The organism is Streptomyces sp. CS113 (assembly GCF_002188365.1).
GTDB lineage: Bacteria > Actinomycetota > Actinomycetes > Streptomycetales > Streptomycetaceae > Streptomyces > Streptomyces tendae.
On the sequence record NZ_KZ195574.1, the window covers coordinates 5,157,756 to 5,181,328 of the forward strand.

Here is a 23,573-nt window from a genome sequence, read left to right on the forward strand (position 1 = left end):
CGCCCGGAGCCGGTTAGGCTCGGTCCCGCAGAGCCGCCGCGGGTCCCGCGGGACCCGCGCGTCACACCGAAGCGTCACATTGAAGAAGGAGATGCTCGTGCCGTCCATCGACGTCGTCGTAGCCCGGGAAATCCTGGACTCCCGAGGCAACCCCACGGTCGAGGTCGAGGTCGGCCTCGACGACGGCAGCACGGGTCGTGCCGCCGTTCCGTCCGGCGCCTCCACCGGTGCCTTCGAGGCCATCGAACTCCGCGACGGCGACGCGAGCCGTTACCTCGGCAAGGGCGTCGAGAAGGCCGTGCTCGCCGTCATCGAGCAGATCGGCCCGGAGCTGGTCGGCTACGACGCCACCGAGCAGCGCCTGATCGACCAGGCCATGTTCGACCTGGACGCCACCGACAACAAGGGCTCGCTCGGCGCCAACGCCATCCTCGGCGTCTCCCTCGCCGTCGCCCACGCCGCCTCCGAGGCCAGCGACCTGCCGCTGTTCCGCTACCTGGGCGGCCCGAACGCGCACCTGCTGCCGGTGCCGATGATGAACATCCTGAACGGCGGCTCGCACGCCGACTCCAACGTGGACATCCAGGAGTTCATGATCGCCCCGATCGGCGCGGAGTCCTTCTCCGAGGCCCTGCGCTGGGGCGCCGAGGTCTACCACACCCTCAAGAAGGTCCTGAAGAAGAAGGGCCTGGCCACCGGCCTCGGCGACGAGGGCGGCTTCGCCCCGAACCTCGGCTCCAACCGCGAGGCCCTCGACCTCATCCTGGAGGCGGTCAAGGAGGCCGGCTACACCCCCGGCGAGCAGATCGCCCTCGCGCTCGACGTCGCCGCGTCCGAGTTCTACAAGGACGGCTCCTACACCTTCGAGGGCAAGGAGCGCACCGCCGCCGAGATGACCGAGTACTACGCCGAGCTGGTCGAGGCGTACCCGCTGGTCTCCATCGAGGACCCGCTGTTCGAGGACGACTGGGACGGCTGGAAGACCATCACCGCCAAGCTCGGCGACAAGGTCCAGCTCGTCGGCGACGACCTGTTCGTCACCAACCCGGAGCGCCTGGCCCGCGGCATCGAGGAGAACTCGGCCAACGCCCTGCTGGTCAAGGTCAACCAGATCGGTTCGCTGACCGAGACCCTGGACGCCGTCGAGCTGGCCCAGCGCAACGGCTTCAAGTGCATGATGTCCCACCGCTCCGGCGAGACCGAGGACGTCACCATCGCCGACCTGGCCGTCGCCACCAACTGCGGCCAGATCAAGACCGGCGCCCCGGCCCGCTCCGAGCGCGTCGCCAAGTACAACCAGCTGCTGCGCATCGAGGAGATCCTCGACGACGCCGCGGTGTACGCCGGCCGCAGCGCCTTCCCCCGCTTCAAGGGCTGAGCGCCACCCGGTAAGGCCCCGTAAGAGGCAGCGTCGTACGTACGTCCCCGTACTCGGTCCCGTACCGTGTGCGGGGACGTACGCACGTAGCACGGACCACGCGCGCAGGACGACGCACGAAGACGGAGGCGGCACATGGCGGTGAAGGACCGGGACCGTTTCTCCACCGCGACCAGGATCCGGATCATCGGGGAGCAGACCGCGGCCCGGGTCTACCGCTCGCAGACCAAGCGCCAGGCCCGGCGCTCCCGGCTGACCGGCCGGGCCGCGCTGCTCGCGATGGTGCTCTGCTCGCTCGTGGTGGCGCTCGCCTACCCGATACGGCAGTACGTCGCCCAGCGCGCCGAGATCGCCGATCTCCGGCGGGAGCAGCGGGAGACCCGGCAGCGGGTCGAGGACCTGCGCGACCTCAAGGCACGCTGGCAGGACGACGCCTACGCCGAGCAGCAGGTCCGGCTGCGGCTGCACTACGTGATGCCGGGGGAGACGGGGTTCGTCGTCGTCGACCCGGACGCCGCCAAGCAGGCCCGTGCCGAGGCCGGCGCCGCCGACCGCCCCTGGTACCGGAACGTGTGGGACGGGGTCGACAAGGCCGACGCCGCCGCCCGCCGGCAGTGAACCGGCCGCGCCGACCGGACCGGCGGCGCAGACCGCTCCGGCAGTGACTCAACAGGAAGACCAGCAGAAGACAGTCATGCAGACTCCCCCGCCGACCACCCCGCGCACCGAGCCGACCGACGCGGACGTGGCGGCCTTCAAGCAGCAGCTCGGCCGCCCTCCGCGCGGTCTGCGCGCCATCGCCCACCGCTGCCCGTGCGGGCAGCCCGACGTGGTGGAGACGGCGCCGCGGCTGCCCGACGGCACGCCCTTCCCCACGCTGTACTACCTGACGTGCCCGAAGGCGGCCTCCGCCATCGGCACGCTGGAGGCGAACGGCGTGATGAAGGAGATGACCGAGCGCCTGGCCACCGACCCGGAGCTGGCGGCCGCCTACCGCGCGGCGCACGAGGACTACGTCCGGCGCCGCGACGAGATCGAGGAGCTGACCGGCTTCCCGAGCGCCGGCGGCATGCCGGACCGGGTGAAGTGCCTGCACGTGCTGGTCGCCCACTCGCTGGCGGCCGGCCCCGGCGTCAACCCGCTGGGCGACGAGGCGATCGCGATGCTGCCCGAGTGGTGGCGCAAGGGCCCGTGCGTGACGCCCACCGACCAGAGCGGCCAGAGCGGCCAGAGCGGCCAGGAGGACGCCCAGTGACCCGGGTCGCCGCCGTCGACTGCGGTACGAACTCCATCCGGCTCCTGGTGGCCGACGCCACCGTGTCCGACAGCGCCTCCGGCGCGGGGGCCACGGCCGAGCTGACCGACCTGGACCGCCGTATGACCATCGTGCGGCTCGGCCAGGGCGTCGACCGCACCGGACGGCTGGCGCCCGAGGCGCTGGAGCGGACCTTCGCCGCCTGCCGGGAGTACGCCGGGATCATCAAGGCGCACGGCGCCGAGCGGCTGCGCTTCGTGGCCACCTCCGCCTCCCGCGACGCGGAGAACCGGGACGACTTCGTGCGCGGCGTGCTGGACATCCTGGGTGTGGAGCCGGAGGTCATCTCGGGCGACCAGGAGGCCGAGTTCTCCTTCACCGGCGCCACCCGGGAGCTGGCGGGGCGGGACCATCTGGACAAGCCGTACCTGGTCGTCGACATCGGCGGCGGCTCCACCGAGTTCGTCGTCGGCGACGACCGCGTGCGCGCCGCCCGCTCCGTGGACGTCGGCTGCGTGCGGATGACCGAGCGGCACCTGGTGCGCGACGGCGCGGTGACCGACCCGCCCACCGCGGAGCAGGTCGCCGCGATGCGGGCCGACATCGAGGCGGCCCTGGACCTGGCCGAGCGGACGGTGCCGCTGCGCGAGGCGCGCACGCTGGTGGGTCTCGCGGGGTCGGTGACGTCGGTGTCCGCGATCGCGCAGGAGCTGCCGGAGTACGACTCGGCCGCCATCCACCACTCCCGTGTCTCCCGCGACCGGGTCCGGGAGATCACCGACTGGCTGCTGGCCTCCACCCACGCCGAGCGCGCGGCGGTCCCCTCCCTGCACCCGGGCCGGGTCGACGTGATCGCGGCCGGGGCCCTGACGCTGCTGGCGATCATGGAGCGGACGGGCGCGGAGGAGGTCGTCGTGAGCGAGCACGACATCCTCGACGGGATCGCCTGGTCGATCGCGTAGCCCCCTCGCGCGGGCGGCGCGGCGCTCTGCGGTGGGCGCGCGGTAGTGGTCTGAGCAGGACGGACGACGATTGAGCGGGTGCCGGGGGGCCCGGCGGGGCCCCTCGGCGAGACCCCGCCGGGAAAGTTCGTGAAGTTCTTCACAAGGAATTGGGCCCTGACGGACGACAAAAGCGCGTGCGTTGACCCTTTTGGGGTTTCAACTGCCCTTTGAACGTGTTCAGGTCGGTGTCGCGAAGGGGTCCCACAGGGCCCTCGCGGACCGGTGGTCCACCGTCCCGGAGGCGCGGAGGTGCAGCTCACGCGGCATTGACAACGGGGTGCCCTACACGCTGGTTCCTCCGGCCGCCATGATCTCCGTCACGTCGGCGGCGGATAGTAGCACAGCCTCCACCGAACCTTGTGAAGGGGCGCACGAACCACCCCCCTCAGCCGGGTGGATACTCGATGGCATGAGCACCACGGAGCGTCCCAGGATCCTCGTAGTAGGCGGTGGGTACGTAGGCCTGTACGCAGCTCGACGCATCCAGAAGAAGATGCGTTACGGCGAGGCGACCGTCACCGTCGTCGACCCGCGGTCGTACATGACCTACCAGCCCTTCCTCCCCGAAGCCGCCGCCGGCAGCATCTCCCCGCGGCACGTCGTCGTCCCCCTGCGGCGCGTGCTTCCGAAGGCGGAGGTCCTCACCGGCCGGGTCACCACCATCGACCAGGACCGCAAGGTCGCCACGATCGCCCCCCTGGTGGGCGAGGCGTACGAGCTGCCCTTCGACTACCTGGTCATCGCGATGGGCGCGGTCTCCCGCACCTTCCCGATCCCCGGCCTCGCCGAGCAGGGCATCGGCATGAAGGGCATCGAGGAGTCCATCGGCCTGCGCAACCACGTCCTGGAGCAGCTGGACAAGGCCGACTCCACCACCGACGAGGAGATCCGCCGCAAGGCGCTCACCTTCGTCTTCGTCGGCGGCGGCTTCGCCGGCGCGGAGACCATCGGTGAGGTCGAGGACATGGCCCGCGACGCGGCCAAGTACTACAACAACGTCTCCCGCGAGGACATGCGCTTCATCCTCGTGGACGCCGCCGACAAGATCCTCCCCGAGGTCGGCCCCAAGCTCGGCCAGTACGGCAAGGAGCACCTCGAGGGACGCGGTGTCGAGGTCTACCTGTCCACCTCCATGGACTCCTGCGTCGACGGCCACGTGGTGCTGAAGAACGGGCTGGAGGTCGACTCCAACACCATCGTGTGGACGGCCGGCGTCAAGCCCAACCCGGCGCTGGCCCGCTTCGGCCTGCCGCTCGGCCCCCGAGGCCACGTCGACACCCAGGCGACCCTCCAGGTCCAGGGCACCGACTACATCTGGGCCGCGGGCGACAACGCCCAGGTGCCGGACCTCGTCGGCCGCAAGGCGGGCAACGAGAACGCCTGGTGCCCGCCGAACGCCCAGCACGCGCTGCGCCAGGCCAAGGTCCTCGGCGACAACGTGATCTCCGGCATGCGGGGCTTCCCGCAGAAGGAGTACAGCCACGCCAACAAGGGCGCGGTGGCGGGCCTCGGCCTGCACAAGGGCGTCGCGATGATCGTCATGGGCAAGATGAAGATCAAGCTCAAGGGCCGCCTCGCCTGGTACATGCACCGCGGCTACCACGGCATGGCGATGCCGACCTTCAACCGCAAGATCCGCGTCTTCGCGGACTGGACGCTCGGCATGTTCCTCAAGCGCGAGGTCGTCTCCCTCGGCGCGATGGAGACCCCGCGCGAGGAGTTCTACGAGGCCGCCAAGCCGACCCCGAAGCCCGCCGCGGCGAAGGCCGCCGACCAGGGCGAGAAGGCCGCGAAGCAGGAGAAGACCGAGGCCAAGGCCTCCTGACCTCCCGCCGCTCCCGGCCGCAGCAGTACTCAGCAGTACCCCCGAAGGGGCCGTCCGCCATCCGTGGTGCGGGCGGCCCCTTCGTGCTGCGTGCGTGCTGCGTGCGTGCCGCGTGCGTGCCGCGTGCGTGCCGCGCCGCCCGGGCGACAAGGCCGTTGGTGTGTACAGCTATTTTGCCGAGTCGTAACGCGCGCCGGGGACTGTACGGCGGGCTCCCAGGTGTTTACGTGGTGTTGGACATTCCGGGATCGCTCGTCACGGAGGACGCCATGGCTGACGCCGCGCTGCGGCTGCAGAACCTCTTCGAACAGTTGCTGGGAGCACCTCTCCCGGTGCGCATCCGCGCCTGGGACGGTTCGCAGGCGGGTCCGCCGGGCGCGCCGACCCTCGTCGTCCGCAACCGCAGGGCCCTGCGCCGCCTGCTGTTCAAACCGGGCGAACTGGGCCTGGCCCGCGCCTGGGTGGCCGGCGACATCGACGTCGACGGAGACCTCTACACCGCCCTCGGCCTGATGGCCGGCCTCATCTGGGAGCGCGGCGAGGACGCCCGCGGACTGGTCGAGGCGCTGCGCGACCCGGAGGTCCGGGCCGCCGTACGCGGTCTGGTGAAGCTCGCCGGCCCGCCGCTGCCGCCCGCCCCGCCGCCCGAGGAGGTCCGCCGGGCCCGCGGCCACCTGCACACCAAGCGCAGCGACAAGCGGGCCATCAGCCACCACTACGACGTCGGCAACGACTTCTACGAACTCGTCCTCGGCCCCTCCATGGTGTACTCCTGCGCCTACTGGCCCGCCCCGCCGGCCGAGGGCGGCACGCTGGAGGACGCCCAGCGCGACAAGCTCGAACTCGTCAGCCGCAAGCTGGACCTGAGCCCCGGTCAGCGCCTCCTCGACGTCGGCTGCGGCTGGGGCTCCATGGCGATCCACGCGGCCCGCGAGCACGGCGTGAGCGTCGTCGGCGTGACCCTCTCCCAGGAGCAGGCCGCCTACGCCCGCAAGCGCGTCGCCGACGAGGGCCTCACCGACCGGGTGGAGATCCGCGTCCAGGACTACCGGGACGTCGCGGACGGGCCGTACGACGCCATCTCCTCCATCGGCATGGCCGAACACGTCGGCGCTGAGCGCTACCTGGAGTACGCCACCGACCTGCACCGGCTCCTCAAGCCCGGCGGACGGCTGCTGAACCACCAGATCGCCCGCCGCCCCCAGCGGGACGAGTCCGCCTACAGCGTCGACGCGTTCATCGACGCCTATGTCTTCCCCGACGGCGAACTGGCCCCCGTCGGCACCACCGTCACCCAGCTGGAACGCGCCGGGTTCGAGGTGCGCGACGTGGAGTCGATCCGCGAGCACTACGCGCTCACGCTGCGCCGCTGGGTCGCCAACCTGGAGTCCGACTGGGCGACGGCCACCCGCCTCGTCAGCCCCGGCCGCGCCCGGGTCTGGCAGCTGTACATGGCCGCCTCCGCGCTCGCCTTCGAGCGCAACCGGATCGGCGTCAACCAGGTCCTCGCCGTGAAGACGCCCGACTCGGGCGCCTCCGGGATGCCGTTGCGGGCCCGCGTGTGGGGCGCGCCCGGCCAGGCCTGACCCGCACGACCCGAAGGGCCGGACCCCCGTGCGGGGAGCCCGGCCCTTCGGTGTTCCGCGGCGCGGCGGGGTCACTCGGCCTTGATCGCGTTCAGCATGTTCAGGCGGGCGGCGTTGCGGGCCGGCCACATCGCGGCCAGGACGCCCACCAGGCCGGCCAGCACCACGAAGATCCCGATCCGGTCCCAGGGCAGGACCAGTGCGTAGCCCGGGATCTCCTCGGCGACGGTCTCGCCGATCGCCCAGCCGAGGAACGTGCCGAGACCGATGCCGACCACCGCGCCGAACACCGAGATGACGACGGCCTCCAGCCGCACCATCCGCTTCACCCGGCGCCGGTCCAGACCGATCGCGCGCAGCATGCCGATCTCCTGCTGCCGTTCGAAGACGGACATCGCGAGGGTGTTGACGACGCCGAGCACCGCGATGATCAGGGCCATCGCCAGCAGGCCGTACATGACGTTCAGCAGGGTGTTGATGGCGCCGCCGAACTCGTCGCGGATGTCCTGCCGGTCCATCACGGTGATCGCGGGGTTGTCGCCGAGCGCGTCGACGAGGACCTTCTCGTTCGCCGCGGACTGGCCGCCGTCGACCTTCACGAAGATCTGCCGGATCGACGGCTTCGCCTCGTGCCGGTCCACGACCTTCCGGTCGACGAGGACGGGCGAGAGGAACTCGCTGTCCTTGTAGACGGCGCCGACCGTCAGCGTCGCCTTCTCGTCGTCGTCGAAGGTGACCGGGACGGTGTCGCCGGGCTTCCAGCCCCTGTTCTCGGCCGTCTTCTCGGCGACCGCGATCCGGCCCTCGGCGAGCGAGCCCGCGCTGCCGCTGACGACGTCGACGTTCAGGACCTTCTCGATGTCGCCCGGGGTGACGGCGGAGGCGGACACGTACTCGCCGTCGACCCGGAAGTAGGCGTCCTGCTGCGGCGACACCGCGGACACGCCGTCGGCCTTCTCCAGTGCGGCCAGCGCGGACCGGTCGAGGTCGCCGCCGTTGGCCATCGAGACCATGTAGTCGGCCTTGATGTTGTCCGTGGTCATCTTGTCGATGGCCGTGCCGACCGTGACGCCGAGCACCGACAGGCCGGTCACCAGGGTCAGTCCGATCGCCAGCGCCGAAGCGGTGGCGCCGGTGCGGCGCGGGTTGCGGACCGCGTTCTGGCCGGCCAGCTTGCCGGCCACCCCGAACGGCCCGGCGAGCAGCGGACGGACGAGAGCGATCACGGGCCGGGACAGCAGCGGGATCAGGACGATCACGCCGATCAGGGCGAGGAACGCGCCCGCGCCGATGTACATCCGGCCGTCGTCGCCGCCGGTCGAGGCGCCCGCCACGATGCCCGCCGCACCGGCGGCGGTGATGGCCGCTCCGATGGAGTTGCGCACCACCAGCGACTTGGTGGTGGCCACCGCGTGGACGCTGTTCATGGCCGCCACCGGCGGGATCTTCGCGGCCCGGCGGCCGGGCAGCCAGGCGGCGAACACCGTGATCAGCACGCCCACCGCGAACGCCGCGACCACCGGCGTGGCGGACAGGACCAGCGGACCGTCCGGCATCTTCATGTCGGCCGCGGCCATGCCGGAGCGCAGCCCGACGGCCAGACCGACGCCGAGGGCGAAGCCGACGGCCGAGGCCACCAGGCCCACCAGCGCGGCCTCGGCCAGCACCGAGCGGGTGATCTGCCTGCGGGACGCGCCGACGGCGCGCATCAGGGCGATCTCCTTGGTGCGCTGGGCGACCAGCATCGTGAAGGTGTTGGAGATCAGGAAGATGCCGACGAACAGCGCGATGCCGGCGAAGCCGAGCAGGACCTGCTTGAGGTTGCCCAGGCCCTGTTCGATCTGGTCGGCCTGCTCGTCGGCGAGCGCCTTGCCGGTCCGGGCCTCGGCGCTGTCCGGCAGCAGCGGCTCGACCGCGGCCAGGACCTTGGCGTCGTCGGCGCCGGGGGCCGCGGTGACGGTGGCGTCCTCGAAGTAGCCCGGGGCGAGGTACTGCTTCTGGGCGACGGCGGTGTCGAACAGGACGAGGCTGCCGCCCGCGTTGACGGCGCCGTCCTCGGTGGTGAACACACCGCTGAGGGTGTACTCCTTCACCGGGCCGTTGGTCGCGACGCGCACCCGGTCGCCGACCTGGTACTCGCCCTTGGCGGCGGACTCCTCGTCCAGGGCGATCTGGCCGTCCTTCACCGGGCCCGAGCCGTCGGTGAAGGTGTAGGCGGCGTCCTTGCCGTCCTTGCCGGGGGCGAAGTTGGAGCCCTTGTTGGACCAGCCGACGCCGATGAGCTTCCCGTCGGGGTCGGCGACACCGGCGAAGCCCTCCACGCGGCCGTAGACCCCGGCGACGCCGTCCACGGCGGAGATCTTGTCGAGGACCTCGCCGGAGAGGCCGGGCTCCACCTTGGGGTCGTCCGGGTCGGCGTGCGAGGTGACGGCGACGGCGACGTCGTCGTAGCTCTTCGCCGACTGGTTGCGGAAGGCGTTGGAGAGGGTGTCGGCGAAGACCAGGGTGCCCGACACGAACGCCACGCCGAGCATCACGGCGAGCACGGTCATCAACAGCCTGGCCTTGTGCGCGAAGACGTTGCGCAAGGCGGTACGGAACATGGGGGTCTTCTCTGTCCAGACGTACGGGCGTACGGGGTACGGGGCGGGGGCGGACGGGTCGCGGACGGGGGCGCGGACCAGGTGCAGAGGGGTGCGCGGACGGGCGGACGGCGCGGACGGGGAACGTCAGCTGGTGCGGCCCTTGGCGTCGAACCGCTTCATGCGGTCGAGCACCGAGTCGGCCGTCGGCCCGTACACCTCGTCGACGATGCGTCCGTCCGCGAGGAAGACCACCCGGTCCGCGTAGGCGGCGGCCACCGGGTCGTGGGTCACCATCACCACGGTCTGGCCCAGTTCCCGCACCGAGTTGCGCAGGAAGCCCAGCACCTCGGCGCCGGAGCGGGAGTCGAGGTTTCCGGTCGGCTCGTCACCGAAGATGATCTCCGGGCGGGAGGCCAGCGCCCGCGCCACGGCGACCCGCTGCTGCTGCCCGCCGGAGAGCTGGGCGGGCCGGTGCCCGAGGCGTCCGGACAGCCCGACCATCTCGATCACGGAGTCCACCCACTGCTTGTCCGGCTTGCGGCCCGCGATGTCCATCGGGAGGGTGATGTTCTCCAGCGCGGTCAGCGTCGGCAGCAGGTTGAACGCCTGGAAGATGAAGCCGATCTTGTCCCGGCGCAACTTGGTGAGCTGCTTGTCCTTGAGCGAGCCCAGCTCGGTCTCGCCGATGCGCACCGAGCCGGACGAGAAGGTGTCCAGGCCCGCGACGCAGTGCATCAGCGTGGACTTGCCGGAGCCGGAGGGGCCCATGATCGCGGTGAGCTCGGCCTGGCGGAAGTCGATGGAGACCCGGTCCAGGGCGACCACCTGGGTCTCGCCCTGGCCGTAGATCTTGGAAAGCTCCGTGGCGCGCGCGGCCACGAGGGTGGACCGGTCGGCGATGGGTGCGGTGGTCACGGGAAGGGCGCTCCTGTCGGTACGGCGGGTGCGGCCGGCACGGTGCGTGCGGTGGGCACGGCCTGTGCGGTGGGCACGGCGGGTGCGGCCGGCACGGTGTGTGCTCGGGGACTTCATCCATCGTCCCGGCCGAACGGCGCCGTGTAGTCAGCCGCTGTTCCGGTTCAGGGGGGCGACTTCGGTCGGACGGGGCGGGCCGGTGTCATACCTGCGGATGACGGCCGACCCCGACGGCACCGGCGACGTGCCCGGGGAGCGGGGGGTGGCGCGGGGGTGGTGCGGGGGCGGCGCGGGAACAGGGCGGGCGCCCTCGTCGTGACGGTGAAATCCCGTCATTCCGCATACGGCGCGGAGCGTCGCACGCAAGGCTGTTGGCATGTGCTGATGGCCTGACCCCCACATCTGATGGACCCTCAGGCATCAATAAAATAAGACAACATCGGTCGTCCCGCCCGAGGCCCGGGAGGTGCGTCCCGATAGGCTCAAGGCGCGCGACGCGGAGCCCATGGCCTGCCCGGATGGTGGAATGCAGACACGGCGAGCTTAAACCTCGCTGCCCCTTCGAGGGCGTGCCGGTTCAAGTCCGGCTCCGGGCACCATCAACATCACTGTCACGCTGCGTGACCATCGGCGAAGGTTTCACGGGGCAAGCCATTGCTCCGGTCCGTGACTGGTTGCGACTCCGTGGCCCGTGTTTCCATGTCCGGATGAACATCGACGGCCCCGGGGCGCCCGACGGGCGACCGAGCCCCTGGGTCCGGCAGAGGGCCGATGGCGATGCCGAGGAGTGCGTGCGGGTCCTCGCGGAGGTCCACGCGCGCGACGGCTATCCGGTGAACTGGCCGGACCAGCCCGGCGAGTGGCTGTCACGCGGCTCCCTGCTGGGCTCCTGGGTTGCCGAACTCGAAGGCGGCCTGGTCGGGCATGTCGGTCTGTCGCAAGGCGGCGAAGGCGATCTGGCCCCGACGCTGTGGAGCGAGCGGAACGGCGCGACGGCGGGTACGACCGCCGTGGTCAGCAGGCTGTTCGTCGCCCCGTGGGCGAGGGGACGCCGGATCGGCGCACTGCTGGTCGGCCGGGCGGTGGCGGAAGCGCGGCGTCGCGGCCTGCATCCGGTGCTCGACGTCGTCGCATCCGATACCGCGGCGGCAGCCCTGTACGAGCGGCTGGGCTGGGAGCTGATGGCCACCGTCGAGCAGCAGTGGAGCCCGCACCAGACGGTGGCCGTCCGCTGTTACGCGGCACCATCGTGACGTCTGTGCCTGATCGGCCGGTGCGAGACCGGTCTGCCATGCCCATGCGGCGATGCCCACACGGTCCACGACTCCACCCCCGACCGGCGACGGGACGCCGTACATCAACCGAAGTACGGGTACGCGCCATGGGGGGAGGAGGGCCGGCTCTCGTCGTTTCGGGCGTCCTCGAACCCACATGATCGGGTGCGGGGAGATCCGGGGCGGTTCCGCGATCAGTTGTGCTCTTCGTCGATGGTGACGGCGACGCCGTCCTCGACCTGGACGGCGACGGCGACGCCGCCCTTCTTGGCCGCGGCTTCGAGGTCTTCCTCGGTGCAGGGCGTGACGGTCTGCGCGTCACCGCAGATCCAGCCGGCGCCGTTGATGACGGTGTCGGTGGCGGTGAAGAACGCACGCTCGTCACCGTCGCGGCTGAGGGTGTACTTGCCCGGGGCCAGGTAGCCGAGCGTGCCCGAGAAGAGCCCTGACCTCTCGCCCTCTCCCATGCCGTTGCCGTTGCCGTTGCCACTGTCGGTGTGGTCCTCGATGATGCTGACGGCCACTCCGTCCTTGACGTCCACCGTCGCTCCGAACCCCTGCTTGGCCGCGGCCTCGAGCTCTTCCTCGGTGCACGGCGTGGCGGCCTGGCCGTCCGCGTCACCGCAGATCTTGCCCGCGCCCTCGATGTCGGTGTCCTCGGCGGTGAAGAACGCCTGCTCCGCACCGTTGGCGTCCGTGACGGTGTACTTGCCGGGGGCGAGGTAGGCGACCGTGCCGGTCCACTTGCCCGACACCATGCCGCTCTTCGAGCCCTTCGAGACCGACTGGGCCTGGCCGCCGGTACCGGTACCGGTACCACCGTCGTCGGACTTCCCCTTGGCGGCCGAGTCCGAGGCCGTGGCCCCGGTCGACTTGCCGCCGTCCTCGGTGGCCCCTCCCTGACAGGCGGTCAGCAGCATCGTCGTGGCCACCAGGGCTGCGGCGGCGAGGACGGACTTGCGGCGGTGAGTGCGAAGCATGGTGGGTCTCCCCCTGGTGTGATGGTGATGGCCGGATTGGTCGTTCCGGCCGGCTCTCTGCCTTGCCGATCACCATCCTGAACGTCGCGGTGACCTGCGGGAAGCGCGGTTACCGTGCCATGACACTCCTGTCGTGATCGCGGGACGAGCAGTTACGGTCGCCGAGGGCGGCGACCAGGAGGACGAAGCAGCTGCCCGGCCCGCTCATGCGCAGGGTGCGCACGAGCAAGGTGGCCAGGACGGCGACGGTCGAGAGCACCCCCACCATGACCCACACGTCTCCGGCGGCCCCCCGGGGGCGGCGGGGGCGGCGGGGGCGGACCGGGAGGGCTCTCCCCTGAGGATGTCCGGTTCGCCCGTTGACAGTGGCGCGCGGGAGGCCGAGACTCGGCGCAGTTGATGGTGAAGGAATTTTCACCACGCGAACAAACGGCAACGCGACAAGGCGACAACGCGACGCGGACAACTGCCGGCTCGAGCAAGGCAACGACGCCGATCGAAGGGAACGACCGATGCGCACCACCGTCGGCATCATCGGGGCAGGCCCCGCCGGGCTCCTGCTCGCCCGGCTGCTCCACAACGCCGGGATCGACTCGGTCGTCCTGGAGAGCCGCGACCGTGCCTACGTCGAGCGCAGGCAGCGCGCCGGGATCCTGGAGCAGGGCACGGTGGACGTACTGCGCGAGGCCGGGGCCGGGGAGCGGATGGACCGCGAGGGGCTGCGCCACGACGGCATCGAGCTGCGGTTCGCCCGGCGCCGCCACCGCGTCGACTTCCCCGCGCTCACCGGCGGCAGGTCCGTCATGGTCTACGCCCAGACCGAGGTCTGCAAGGACCTCATCGCCCTCCAGCTCAAGGAGGGCGGCCCGCTGATGTTCGAGACCGAGGCGCTGGCCGTGGAGGGCGCCGACACGGAACGGCCGCGGGTCCGCTTCCGCCGCGAGGGTGTCGAGGACGTCCTGGAGTGCGACTACGTCGTCGGCTGCGACGGCTACTGGGGCGTGGCCCGGAGCGCGGTCCCGGACGGGCGCACCTTCGAACGGACGTATCCCTTCGGCTGGCTCGGCATCCTCGCCGACGTCGCCCCCTCGCACGACGAGCTGGTCTACGCCCGCCACGACCGCGGCTTCGCCCTGCTGTCCATGCGCTCCCCGTCCGTCTCCCGCCTCTACCTCCAGGTCCCCGCGGACACGGACGCCGACAGCTGGAGCGACGAGCGGATCTGGGACGAGCTGGAGCGCCGCTTCGAGACCGACGACGACTGGAGCCTGCGGCGCGGCCCCATCACCCAGAAGTCGGTCACGCCGATGCGGTCCTACGTCCACGAGCCCATGCGGCACGGCCGGCTCTTCCTGGCCGGCGACGCCGCGCACATCGTGCCGCCCACCGGCGCCAAGGGCCTCAACCTCGCCGTCGGGGACGTCGTCACCTTCGCCCGCGCGCTGACCCACCGCACGGCGACCGGCTCCGACGACCTCCTCGACGCCTACTCCGCGACCTGCCTGCGCCGCGTCTGGCAGGCCGAGCGGTTCTCGTACGACATGACGACCCTGCTGCACACCGCCCCGGGCGCCACCCCCTTCGAGGACCGGCTCCAGCTGGCCCGCCTCGACCGGATCGCCTCTTCCCGCGCCGCCGAGACCGACCTCGCCGAGGCCTACACCGGGTTCCCGATCGGGTGAGCGGGGGCCGGGCGGCCCGGGCACCCCGGCCGTGAGGGGAATCACTGATCGGCGTAGCGTGTTGAGTCGCAAGGCGAGGGAAAGATCCTCCCCAAGCAGTAGGGTCATTCCTTTGCCGTTCTATTACTCTTGAGCCAAGGCTGCGCCGTGTGGCCATGGAGGAGTGAAATGAGGAGCAGAAACCCGGTCTTCTCGCGACGGGGGTTCAGCCGCGACAACGGCTACGCGGGCTTCAACGCCGCGCCGCAGGCCGGGGGACCCGCCGTCGCCACGCAGGCCAACCCGTACGCGCAGGGCACCCAGGGCAACCCGTACGCCCAGCAGCCCGCCGGCAACCCGTACGCGCAGAACCCGTACGCCCAGCCGGACCAGCAGTTCGGCGCGCCGCCGCAGGCGCCCGCCACCGCCGGCCGGATGACGATGGACGACGTCGTCATCCGCACGGCGAGCACGCTCGGCGTGCTCGTGGTGACGGCCGCGCTCGCGTGGGCGCTGCTGCCGGTGGACGACGCCAACATCAGCCGCTCGTACGGCATCGGTATCGGTGCCGCGCTGATCGGCATGGTCCTGGCGCTCGTCCAGTCGTTCAAGCGCAAGCCCACGCCGGCGCTGATCCTGTCCTACGCGGCGTTCGAGGGTGTCTTCCTCGGCGTCGTCTCCAGCGTCGTCGACAACCGCATCGCGGACGGCGCGGCGATGCAGGCCGTGATCGGCACGATGGCGGTCTTCGCCGGTGTGCTGATCGCCTACAAGGCGGGCTGGATCCGCGTCAACCGACGCTTCTACGGCTTCGTCATGGCGGCCGCGCTCGGCTTCGTCTTCCTGATGATGGTGAACCTGCTGTTCGCCGTCTTCGGCGGCGGTGACGGCCTCGGCTTCCGCAGCGGTGCGCTCGGTGTCGTCTTCGGCATCGTCGGCATCATCCTCGGTGCCTGCTTCCTCGCCCTCGACTTCAAGCAGGTCGAGGACGGGCTGGCCTACGGCGCCCCGCGCGAGGAGGCCTGGTTCGCCGCTTTCGGCCTCACGCTGACGCTGGTCTGGATCTACCTGGAGTTCCTGCGCCTGATCGCGATCTTGAACAGCAACGACTAGGAGCACCCAGCAGAGGAAGGGCCCCGGGCTTCGTGCCCGGGGCCCTTCGTCGTCGTGGGGCCGGCGCGCCTGCTCACCGCAGGTTGCGCGCGGCCCTTCTCAGGTCGTACTCGTGGACGATCGCCTTCGCGTGGCCGTACGCGAGGTTGTGTTCGTGGCGGAGCCAGCTGACCTTCTCCTCGAAGCGGAAGAGGGCGGGGCCGTCCTCGACGGCGCGCAGCCAGTCGGAGATCTCACGGCCGGTGCACTGGGGGATACGGGCGAGCAGGTTGCGATGGGTCTCCTCGGAGAAGACTTGGGACATCGGCGCCTCCGGGCGAAAGGGGATGTAAGCCGGTCCTTCAGGTCACCGTGCCTGAGCGTTCGCCCGTTGGCAACAGTCCCGGACGGCCGCGTACGCTCGCGCCGTGGTTGATACGACGCCTTTGACCCGTGCCGTGGACGACTTCGCCGACCGGCTGCGGGCCGCCCCGCAGAGCAGGCTCCAGCGCGGCGCCGCCGCCGAGGCGCTGGAGCTGGCCAGGGAGTTGGCCCGGCGGGCCCAGCTCGTGGAGGAACCCGGGGCCGAGCCCCGGCAGATGCCGGACGCGGGCATGTTCGCCGCCGCCGACCAGATCGCCGTCGCCGCACACGACTTGGCCCTCGTACTGGAGGACGAGGGCCAGGTGGAAGAAGCGGCGGCGCTGGTGGAGGAGGCGCGCAAACGGGCCGGGGTCTGACGCGGCCGGCGGGACCCGCCCGACCGGCGGGACCGGCGGAACCGGCGTGACCGGCGTGACCGGCGGGACTACAGGGACGCGATGACGCGGTCCGCCAGGATGTAGACGTTCTCCTCGCCGCAGGCGAAGGTCAGCGTGTAGGCGCCGGAGATGCCGGAGCCGCCGAGGAGGTACGGCGTCTGGCCCGCGCCCAGCGCGGCGGCCAGGCGCTCCGCGGTCTCGCGGTGCCCCGGGGTCATGCACAGGGTGGTGCCGTCGGCGAAGACGTACACGTCGAGGGTGCCCAGCGGACCCGGCCGGACGTCCGCCAGCGCGACGCTCGACCCGGCCAGCTCCTCCAGGGTCGCCACGGTGCGGTCGTGGTCGTTGACGGCCGGGGACGGGTTCGGCACGAAGTCCGGGTGCGAGGGGTGCCGGCGGCGGGCGGCGGCCAGCTCGGCGGACTCCCCGGGACCGGTGTGGCCCGCGTCCTGCGCGGACGGCTCGTCGGTGTCCGCGACCGGCTCGGTCACCGGCTCCAGGCCCACCAGGTCCGCCTGGCGGGGCAGGAACAGCTCACTGTCGGAGAGGCCGAGCAGCAGGGGTGCGTCGGAGGCGTCGCGGGTCTCCTGGGCGGCCCAGAAGGCCCGCGCCTCGGCGAGTTCCCGCTCGCGCTCCTCGGCGAGCGCCTCCGCGACGGCGGCGCGTATCTCCTCGGCATCGGCGGTGGTGCGGGCGGCGGGCACCCGGCCCCGCGTGGCGGTGGCCCGGCTCTCGGCCAGCTCGGCGCGCAAGGCGGTCACCTGCCGGCGCAGCACCAGGATGCTGCGCAGGACGGCGACGCCCACGGCGCCGGTGGCGGCCGTGGTGAGCAGCAGGGCGATCGGCATGGCGCTCACTGACGTACTCCCGGTTCAAAGTCGACCCCCGACTTCCTACATCAGCTTGAAGGGAGGACTAACCGTCTGTCAGTGCGTAACGTCACGAAACGGACAGGACTTTGGGCCCGGACGGGGCGGGTGGGACGGGTCTGACCTGCGTAAATCCAGGGGGCGAGAGAGGTAGGTCACATCCTGGGGGAGTTTGGGTCACAAAACGGCCCAGAACCCTGCGGTGAACAGGCTCCCGGGCCGCCTCGTCACGCTGGGTCCGCCGGGCGCTACTGACGGTCCCTCAGTGCCCTCGGTGACGGCCCTCGGCGGGGGTCAGCTCAGGCGCTCGATGACCATGGCCATGCCCTGGCCGCCGCCGACGCACATGGTCTCCAGACCGAACTGCTTGTCGTGCGTCTGGAGGGAGTTGATCAGCGTGCCGGTGATGCGGGCGCCGGTCATGCCGAAGGGGTGGCCGACGGCGATGGCGCCGCCGTTGACGTTCAGCTTCTCCAGCGGGATGCCCAGGTCCCGGTAGGACGGGATGACCTGCGCGGCGAACGCCTCGTTGATCTCGACCAGGTCGATGTCGCCGACGGACAGTCCGGCGCGGGAGAGCGCCTGCTTGCTGGCCTCGACCGGGCCGAGGCCCATGATCTCGGGGGAGAGGCCGGAGACGCCGGTGGAGACGATGCGGGCCAGCGGCGTCAGGCCCAGCTCGCGGGCCTTGGTGTCGCTCATGATCACCAGGGCGGCGGCGCCGTCGTTGAGCGGGCAGCAGTTGCCGGCGGTGACCAGGCCGTCGGGGCGGAAGACGGGCTTGAGGCCCGCCACGCCCTCCAGGGTGACGCCGGCGCGGGGGCCGTCGTCCTTCGAGACGACCGTGCCGTCGGGCAGCGTGACCGGGGTGATCTCGCGCTCCCAGAAGCCGTTCTTGATGGCTTCCTCGGCGAGGTTCTGCGACCGGACGCCGAACTCGTCCATGTCCTGCCGGGTGATGCCCTTGGCGCGGGCGAGGTTCTCCGCGGTCTGGCCCATCGCGATGTACGGGTCGGGGACGAGGCCGTCCTCGCGCGGGTCGTGCCAGGTGGTGCCCTCCTGCTGGGCGACCTCGGCGGTGCGGGCCTCGGCCTCGGCGAACAGCGGGTTGCGGGTGTCCGGCAGGCTGTCCGAGTTGCCCTTGGCGAACCGGGAGACCATCTCGACGCCGGCCGAGATGAAGACGTCGCCCTCACCGGCCTTGATGGCGTGCAGGGCCATGCGGGAGGTCTGAAGCGACGAGGAGCAGTACCGGGTGACGGTGCAGCCGGGCAGGTGGTCCATGCCCATCTCGACGGCGACGATCCGGCCGAGGTTGTTGCCCTGCTCGCCGCCGGGCAGGCCGCAGCCGAGCATCAGGTCGTCGATGTCCCGCGGGTCCAGCTCGGGGACCTTCGCGAGGGCCGCCTGGATGATCGTGGCGGCCAGGTCGTCGGGGCGCAGGTCCTTGAGGGAGCCCTTGAAGGCGCGGCCGATGGGGGAACGGGCGGCAGAGACGATCACGGCTTCGGGCATCACGGCTCCAGTGGCGAGGCGAAGTAATCGGGCGGCTGCTGGGGAAGTTACCCGGCCGTATGGCCCGGGTCACGCCTGCGGCGGTGTGACATGGACCGCAACTGTCTAAGCGCTTGCTTGGCGCCTGCCTCCCTCCTCCCTCCCTCCCTCCTCCCTCCGTAGCTGCGGGCAGTCGTGCCTCCCCCCGTGCCTGAACCGCCTGGGTGGTACCCCCAGGCGGCACGGGTGGGCGCAGCGGCACCGGGCGGGCGCCCGGTCGGCGCCCCGCCGCTACCCGGCCTGCCCCGACGGTGAAGGCGTGGGCTCCGCCTCCGACACCCGGCGCCGCCTCCGGCGCTTCAGCAGCGCCCAAGGCCCCCGGGGACCCCGGGGCCCCGTGGGCATCGCGGCGGCGACCTCCGTGCCCGCCTCGGACGCCGCCTCCGCCGCCGCACGCGCCACCGGCAGGAAACCCTCGCGGCGCAGCGCGTCCGGGTGCTCCTCCTCGGCCGGCCACAGGCCCAGCGCGGCACACACCGACGGCAGTACCGCCATCGCGGCCGTGGCGTACCCCTCGGCGGACGGGTGGTAGTTGTCGGGGCCGAACAGCTCCCGCGGGTTCTGCGCGAACTCCGGGCCCAGCAGATCGCCCAGCGACACCGTGCGCCCGCCCTGCTCGACGACGCCGATGGTCTGCGCCGCCGCCAGCTGCCGCGAGGCCCGCCGGGCCAGCCAGCGCAGCGGTTGCCGCACCCGCTCGATCGTGCCCAGGTCCGGGCAGGTGCCGACCACCACCTCCGCGCCGGCCGTGCGCAGCCGCCGTACCGCCCCCGCCAGGTGCCGCACCGAGCGGGTCGCCGGCATCCGGTGGGTGACGTCGTTGGCGCCGACCATGATCACGCAGATGTCCGGCACCCGGTCCGGGTCCGCGAGCACCAGCGCCACCTGCCGGTCCAGGTCGTCCGAGCACGCCCCCGGCTGCGCGACCGACCCCAGCCGCACCGGCCGCTCCGCCACCGCCGCCAGCCCCGACGCCAGGAGCGCGCCCGGCGTCTGCCCGGCCCGGTGGACGCCCTGGCCGGCGGCCGTGGAGTCGCCCAGCATCACCAGCCGCAGCGGTGGGTCACCGGCCGTGGGCAGGGTGCCGCCGTACAGCCCCTGCGCGTTCGGCACCCGGGTCGGCGGGCCCACGCCCACCCGGCGTCTGGCCAGCTGCACCTCCGCCACCACCAGACCGACCGCCGCCGCCCCCGCCAGCCCGATACCGCCGCCGCCGTATGCCGCGCCGGCCGCGATCCGCCGGGCCACCCTCGCCCTCGACATGCTCGTCATGCGTCGCCGCCACCTCCTCAACCCGTACACCCACTCCTTGCCCCGTACGGACGGTCGCCCAATCTCAACGCAGGGTGAACGACCGTCACGGGGCGTCCGCAGGTCCGCAGGCCATAGGCTGGCGGGACCGATATCGACCCTTCCTTTGCGGCATCCGGAGACCACGGTGCAATTCCACGACTCGATGATCAGCCTCGTCGGCAACACCCCGCTGGTGCGGCTCAACAACGTGACCAAGGGGATCAGGGCCACCGTCCTGGCCAAGGTGGAGTACTTCAACCCGGGCGGCTCGGTGAAGGACCGCATCGCCCTGCGCATGATCGAGGCCGCGGAGAAGAGCGGAGAACTGCGGCCGGGCGGCACCATCGTCGAGCCGACCAGCGGCAACACCGGCGTCGGTCTCGCCATCGTGGCCCAGCAGAAGGGCTACAAGTGCATCTTCGTCTGCCCCGACAAGGTGTCCACCGACAAGATCAACGTCCTGCGCGCGTACGGCGCCGAGGTCGTCGTCTGCCCGACCGCGGTCGACCCCGAGCACCCCGACTCGTACTACAACGTCTCCGACCGGCTGGTCCGCGAGACGCCGGGCGCCTGGAAGCCGGACCAGTACTCCAACCCGAACAACCCGCTCTCGCACTACCACTCCACGGGCCCCGAGCTGTGGGAGCAGACCGAGGGGAGGATCACCCACTTCGTGGCCGGCGTCGGCACCGGCGGCACCATCTCCGGCACCGGCCGGTACCTGAAGGACGCCAGTGACGGCGCGGTCAAGGTGATCGGCGCCGACCCCGAGGGCTCCGTCTACTCCGGCGGCTCCGGGCGCCCCTACCTGGTCGAGGGCGTCGGCGAGGACTTCTGGCCGACGGCGTACGACCGCGAGGTCGCCGACGAGATCGTCGCCGTCTCCGACAAGGACTCCTTCCAGATGACCCGCCGCCTCGCCAAGGAGGAGGGACTGCTGGTGGGCGGCTCCTGCGGCATGGCGGTCGTCGCGGCCCTCGAGGTGGCGGCGCGGCTCGGCGAGGACGACGTGGTGGTCGTGCTGCTGCCGGACAGCGGGCGCGGCTACCTCAGCAAGATCTTCAACGACGAGTGGATGGCCGACTACGGCTTCCTGGAGGACGCCGGGCCCAGCGCCCGCGTCGCCGAGGTGCTGAACCACAAGGAGGGCGGCCACATCCCCTCCCTCGTCCACATGCACCCGGACGAGACCGTCGGCCAGGCCATCGACGTGCTGCGCGAGTACGGCGTCTCGCAGATGCCGATCGTCAAGCCCGGCGCCGGCCACCCGGACGTGATGGCCGCCGAGGTCGTCGGCTCGGTCGTGGAGCGCGAGCTCCTTGACGCGCTGTTCGCCAAGCGCGCCTCGCTGGAGGACCCGCTGGAGAAGCACATGTCCGCCCCGCTGCCCCAGGTCGGCTCCGGCGAGCCCGTCGCGGACCTGATGTCGGTGCTCGGCGGCGCCGACGCGGCGATCGTCCTCGTCGAGGGCAAGCCGACCGGTGTGGTGAGCCGGCAGGACCTGCTGTCCTTCCTCGCCAAGGGCAAGTAGAGGTCGCCGGGTACGGGCAGCAGGGCAGGCGGGACCCGCGATCCGGCTGGTGATCTTCGTGGACTTCGCGGAAGTGGTACGCGCACGTCATGTGCGCGCAGCAGTCGCTTAACACGGGACCGGCAGAGTAAGGGATGTCGGCAGGGACGGGTGGAGGTACCTCCCAGGCGTGCAGCCCTGGGGGAGGCTCCCCGGTTCCGCCGGCGCCGAACGGCGTCACGGACCTTCCGGAGCGGCTCCCGGACCTCCTACGACGCCACGGACGCGCCGCCCCGGCCGAGAGGCCCGGCACCGCGCGCGTCCCCCGCGGGGACCGCCGTCGTCCCGCCCCCCAGCGATGGGGGTGCGGCGGTCCCCGCGCAGTCTTCCCCCTTTGCCCGGTCTCCCCGGGCGGCGTGCTGTGCTCAGTCCTCCCAGCCGTCGTCCCGCTCGGCGCGGCGGCGGCGGTGCCCGAACAGGCCGGGATTGGTGCGGGCGACCTGGACGACGTTGACGCCGACGATGCCCGCCCAGGCGACCAGCATCCCGGGCAGGTTCGCGACCCCGCCCCCGATCGCGGACAGCGGGATCGCGAGCACCAGCGAGACGATGCCGAAGCCGAAGCGCTCGCCGAAGGAGTCCGTGGGCCGCGGCGACCGGCTGTCCCGGGCCGCCGTCATCTGCTGCTCGGCGAGCTGCCGGCGCACCCGGCGCTCCACCGCCCCGTCGATGCGCTGGTCGACCTTCTCCAGGAACGAGTCGACCAGGGCGGACTCGTACTCCTCGCCGAGCTCCCTGCGGGTCCGCAGGGTGGCGTCGAGTTCCTTCTTCAGGTCGGCGTCGCGTGCGTCCATTCCCGTCATGCGACCCACGGTAGGGATCCGGGGCGCCGTCGGCACTGGGGACAACCCCCGTTTCCGGCGGGGGCGGGCCGGTAGGGGTCGGCCTGCGGCGCCGCCTCGCTGTATAAAGGTATGCAGAAGTCGGGGCGCGTGAATAGGTCGAGGGGGCCACGTCATGAACGGGACCGGCGGCACCAGCGGGGCGAGCGGGACCGACGGTCCGGCCGCGCGGTTGCAGACGCTCTTCGAGGGGCACCGGCTGACGCCGACCCAGCGGCGCATCGCGCACAGCATGGTGCGCCGCGCTTCCGACGTGCCCTTCCTGTCGAGCGTGGAGCTGGCCGAGCTGGCGGGGGTCAGCCAGCCGTCCGTGACCCGCTTCGCCGTCGCCCTCGGCTTCGACGGCTACCCGGCGCTCCGCCGTCACCTGCGCGAGGTCGCGCCCGCGGAGCCGGTCGCGGACACCGGTGCCGTCAACGAGTACCAGCAGGCCGTGGCGGCCGAGATCGAGAACCTGCGGCACCTCGCGGAGGTGCTGGCCGATCCGGGACCGGTGCGGGAGGCGGGCCGCCTGCTCGCCGGGAGCCGGCCGCTGCCGGTGCTCGGACTGCGGGCCGCCGCCGCCCAGGCGCACGGCTTCGCCTACTTCGCCGCCAAGGTCCACCCGGACGTCCGGCTCCTCGGCGAGGGCGGCACGATGCTCCGCGACCGCATCGACGCCGCCGTCCGGGCCGGGGCGGACACGCTGCTCTGCTTCGCCCTGCCCCGGCACCCGCGCGAGGTCGTCGAGGCGCTGGCCCATGCCAAGGAGGCGGGGCTCACCGTGGTGACGGTCGCCGACTCCGCCTTCGCGCCGGTCGCCAAGGTGTCCGACCTGCTGCTGCCCGCCGCCGTCGGCACCGGGCTCGCCTTCGACACCGCCTGCGCGCCGATGCTGCTCGGCCGGGTGCTGCTCGAGGCGATGTGCGACGACCTGCCGGACGCGCAGGCCCGGCTGGAGGAGTTCGACGCCAAGGCCGTGGCGCGGGGACTGTTCGTGGACTGACCCGATCGGCCCGGCTGACCCGATCGGCCCGACTGGCCCGGCCGGCCCGGGAGCATCCCCGAGGTGGCCCGGCCGACCAGGGAGCACCCCCGAGGTGACCCGGACGGCGGACGGGTTCTCAGAATCGTCTCAGCTTGCCCCGTT

Annotated in this window: 21 protein-coding genes and 1 tRNA gene; 13 read left to right on the forward strand and 9 right to left on the reverse strand. The window is 71.8% G+C overall.

Going from position 1 to position 23,573, the window contains the following annotated elements:
* The first annotated feature begins 97 nt into the window (after positions 1–97).
* From eno to B9W62_RS23075, 6 genes are all read left to right on the forward strand, one after another.
* On the forward strand, positions 98–1,378 hold the full coding sequence (gene eno / locus B9W62_RS23050; protein WP_087812048.1) for a phosphopyruvate hydratase: 1,281 nt from the start codon (positions 98–100) through the stop codon (positions 1,376–1,378).
* Between the two features lie 135 nt (positions 1,379–1,513).
* Positions 1,514–1,996 (forward strand): cell division protein DivIC, encoded by a 483-nt coding sequence (divIC, locus tag B9W62_RS23055; protein ID WP_087808950.1) that lies wholly within the window; start codon positions 1,514–1,516, stop codon positions 1,994–1,996.
* Positions 1,997–2,072: 76 nt separating this feature from the next.
* A complete protein-coding gene (locus B9W62_RS23060; RefSeq protein WP_087808951.1) occupies positions 2,073–2,633 on the forward strand; it encodes a DUF501 domain-containing protein in 561 nt (186 codons plus the stop codon).
* Positions 2,630–3,595, forward strand: coding sequence for a Ppx/GppA phosphatase family protein (locus tag B9W62_RS23065; RefSeq protein WP_087808952.1), 966 nt, complete (start codon positions 2,630–2,632; stop codon positions 3,593–3,595). Before B9W62_RS23060 ends, B9W62_RS23065 begins: the two co-directional genes overlap by 4 nt.
* Positions 3,596–4,046: 451 nt before the next feature.
* Positions 4,047–5,462 carry an NAD(P)/FAD-dependent oxidoreductase gene (locus B9W62_RS23070; protein ID WP_087808953.1) on the forward strand — a complete coding sequence of 472 codons (1,416 nt, stop codon included), beginning with the start codon at positions 4,047–4,049 and terminating at the stop codon, positions 5,460–5,462.
* 269 nt (positions 5,463–5,731) lie between these two features.
* Positions 5,732–7,048 (forward strand): SAM-dependent methyltransferase, encoded by a 1,317-nt coding sequence (locus B9W62_RS23075; protein ID WP_087808954.1) that lies wholly within the window; start codon positions 5,732–5,734, stop codon positions 7,046–7,048.
* 71 nt (positions 7,049–7,119) lie between these two features.
* On the opposite strand, the gene B9W62_RS23080 is transcribed toward B9W62_RS23075, so the two are convergent.
* Together B9W62_RS23080 and B9W62_RS23085 are read right to left on the reverse strand one after the other, a co-directional pair.
* Positions 7,120–9,651, reverse strand: coding sequence for an ABC transporter permease (locus tag B9W62_RS23080; protein ID WP_087808955.1), 2,532 nt, complete (start codon positions 9,649–9,651; stop codon positions 7,120–7,122).
* 126 nt (positions 9,652–9,777) lie between these two features.
* Positions 9,778–10,548, reverse strand: coding sequence for an ABC transporter ATP-binding protein (locus B9W62_RS23085; RefSeq protein WP_087808956.1), 771 nt, complete (start codon positions 10,546–10,548; stop codon positions 9,778–9,780).
* 512 nt (positions 10,549–11,060) lie between these two features.
* On the opposite strand from B9W62_RS23085, the gene B9W62_RS23095 reads away from it, so the two are divergent.
* Positions 11,061–11,147 (forward strand) — tRNA-Leu (locus tag B9W62_RS23095).
* Positions 11,148–11,255: 108 nt separating this feature from the next.
* Complete coding sequence (locus tag B9W62_RS23100) at positions 11,256–11,801, forward strand: GNAT family N-acetyltransferase (RefSeq protein ID WP_256976557.1); 546 nt, start codon at positions 11,256–11,258, stop codon at positions 11,799–11,801.
* 215 nt (positions 11,802–12,016) lie between these two features.
* On the opposite strand, the gene B9W62_RS23105 is transcribed toward B9W62_RS23100, so the two are convergent.
* A complete protein-coding gene (locus B9W62_RS23105; RefSeq protein ID WP_087808958.1) occupies positions 12,017–12,802 on the reverse strand; it encodes a hypothetical protein in 786 nt (261 codons plus the stop codon).
* Between the two features lie 109 nt (positions 12,803–12,911).
* Entirely contained in the window at positions 12,912–13,070 is a 159-nt protein-coding gene (locus B9W62_RS40270; protein ID WP_179235617.1) for a hypothetical protein, read from the reverse strand.
* 244 nt (positions 13,071–13,314) lie between these two features.
* Between B9W62_RS40270 and B9W62_RS23110 the strand changes: the two genes are divergently transcribed.
* Positions 13,315–14,484, forward strand: a complete 1,170-nt coding sequence (locus B9W62_RS23110; protein WP_087808959.1) for a 4-hydroxybenzoate 3-monooxygenase — start codon at positions 13,315–13,317, stop codon at positions 14,482–14,484.
* Between the two features lie 168 nt (positions 14,485–14,652).
* Complete coding sequence (locus B9W62_RS23115) at positions 14,653–15,576, forward strand: Bax inhibitor-1/YccA family protein (RefSeq protein ID WP_087808960.1); 924 nt, start codon at positions 14,653–14,655, stop codon at positions 15,574–15,576.
* 73 nt (positions 15,577–15,649) lie between these two features.
* On the opposite strand, the gene B9W62_RS23120 is transcribed toward B9W62_RS23115, so the two are convergent.
* Positions 15,650–15,880: a DUF4287 domain-containing protein gene (locus B9W62_RS23120; RefSeq protein WP_087808961.1), complete on the reverse strand. Its 231-nt coding sequence runs from the start codon at positions 15,878–15,880 to the stop codon at positions 15,650–15,652.
* 103 nt (positions 15,881–15,983) lie between these two features.
* On the opposite strand from B9W62_RS23120, the gene B9W62_RS23125 reads away from it, so the two are divergent.
* Positions 15,984–16,295, forward strand: a complete 312-nt coding sequence (locus B9W62_RS23125) for a hypothetical protein (protein WP_229892354.1) — start codon at positions 15,984–15,986, stop codon at positions 16,293–16,295.
* Positions 16,296–16,363: 68 nt separating this feature from the next.
* Here the strand turns inward: B9W62_RS23125 and B9W62_RS23130 are convergent, their stop codons facing one another.
* The 3 genes from B9W62_RS23130 to B9W62_RS23140 form a co-directional block, all read right to left on the reverse strand.
* Complete coding sequence (locus tag B9W62_RS23130) at positions 16,364–17,173, reverse strand: hypothetical protein (RefSeq protein WP_087808963.1); 810 nt, start codon at positions 17,171–17,173, stop codon at positions 16,364–16,366.
* A 306-nt stretch (positions 17,174–17,479) separates the two neighbouring features.
* Complete coding sequence (locus B9W62_RS23135) at positions 17,480–18,700, reverse strand: acetyl-CoA C-acetyltransferase (RefSeq protein WP_087808964.1); 1,221 nt, start codon at positions 18,698–18,700, stop codon at positions 17,480–17,482.
* A 270-nt stretch (positions 18,701–18,970) separates the two neighbouring features.
* On the reverse strand, positions 18,971–20,011 hold the full coding sequence (locus B9W62_RS23140) for an SGNH/GDSL hydrolase family protein (RefSeq protein ID WP_087808965.1): 1,041 nt from the start codon (positions 20,009–20,011) through the stop codon (positions 18,971–18,973).
* 166 nt (positions 20,012–20,177) lie between these two features.
* Here B9W62_RS23140 and B9W62_RS23145 point away from each other — a divergent pair, with 166 nt between their 5' ends.
* A complete protein-coding gene (locus tag B9W62_RS23145) occupies positions 20,178–21,563 on the forward strand; it encodes a cystathionine beta-synthase (RefSeq protein ID WP_087808966.1) in 1,386 nt (461 codons plus the stop codon).
* A gap of 404 nt (positions 21,564–21,967) precedes the next feature.
* Here B9W62_RS23145 and B9W62_RS23150 read toward each other — a convergent pair whose 3' ends face one another.
* Positions 21,968–22,396 (reverse strand): hypothetical protein, encoded by a 429-nt coding sequence (locus B9W62_RS23150; RefSeq protein WP_179236086.1) that lies wholly within the window; start codon positions 22,394–22,396, stop codon positions 21,968–21,970.
* Between the two features lie 163 nt (positions 22,397–22,559).
* Between B9W62_RS23150 and B9W62_RS23155 the strand changes: the two genes are divergently transcribed.
* Positions 22,560–23,429 (forward strand): MurR/RpiR family transcriptional regulator, encoded by an 870-nt coding sequence (locus B9W62_RS23155; protein ID WP_087808968.1) that lies wholly within the window; start codon positions 22,560–22,562, stop codon positions 23,427–23,429.
* Positions 23,430–23,573: the final 144 nt, after the last annotated feature.